The organism is Bacillus sp. SIMBA_008 (genome assembly GCF_046535495.1).
GTDB lineage: Bacteria > Bacillota > Bacilli > Bacillales > Bacillaceae > Bacillus > Bacillus subtilis.
This window is the reverse complement of the sequence record NZ_JAWRWL010000571.1, coordinates 1-266: the sequence shown is the minus strand read 5'-3', so window position 1 is coordinate 266 and position 266 is coordinate 1. Positions and strand designations below refer to the sequence as shown.

The window sequence follows — 266 nt, the reverse complement described above, 5'->3', positions numbered from 1 at the left end:
CTCCTCGACCTGGCTTGTGACGGGCAAGGGGGCGGTTGGTGTCAGGCCGGCGAGCCGGAAAGCGTGTTCGCGCTGGTCGCCGTCCAGTTCTAGTGCGCTGACGAGGGCATTGAGCAGGTTCGGTGAGGGGTTACGCTCCCTTCCCTGTTCAAGGCGGGTGTAGTAATCGACACTCACTCCCGCCAGCATCGCTACTTCCTCACGGCGCAGGCCCGGCACCCGGCGACCGGGGGCGGTGGTCAGGCCAACATCGGTTGGCTGCACCA

Annotated in this window: 1 protein-coding gene; it reads right to left on the bottom strand. The window is 66.2% G+C overall.

What is annotated here, in order from left to right:
- Positions 1 to 264: helix-turn-helix domain-containing protein (locus tag SB658_RS24495; protein ID WP_410602980.1), on the bottom strand; the 264-nt coding region annotated here is incomplete at its 3' end.
- Positions 265 to 266 lie beyond the last annotated feature (2 nt).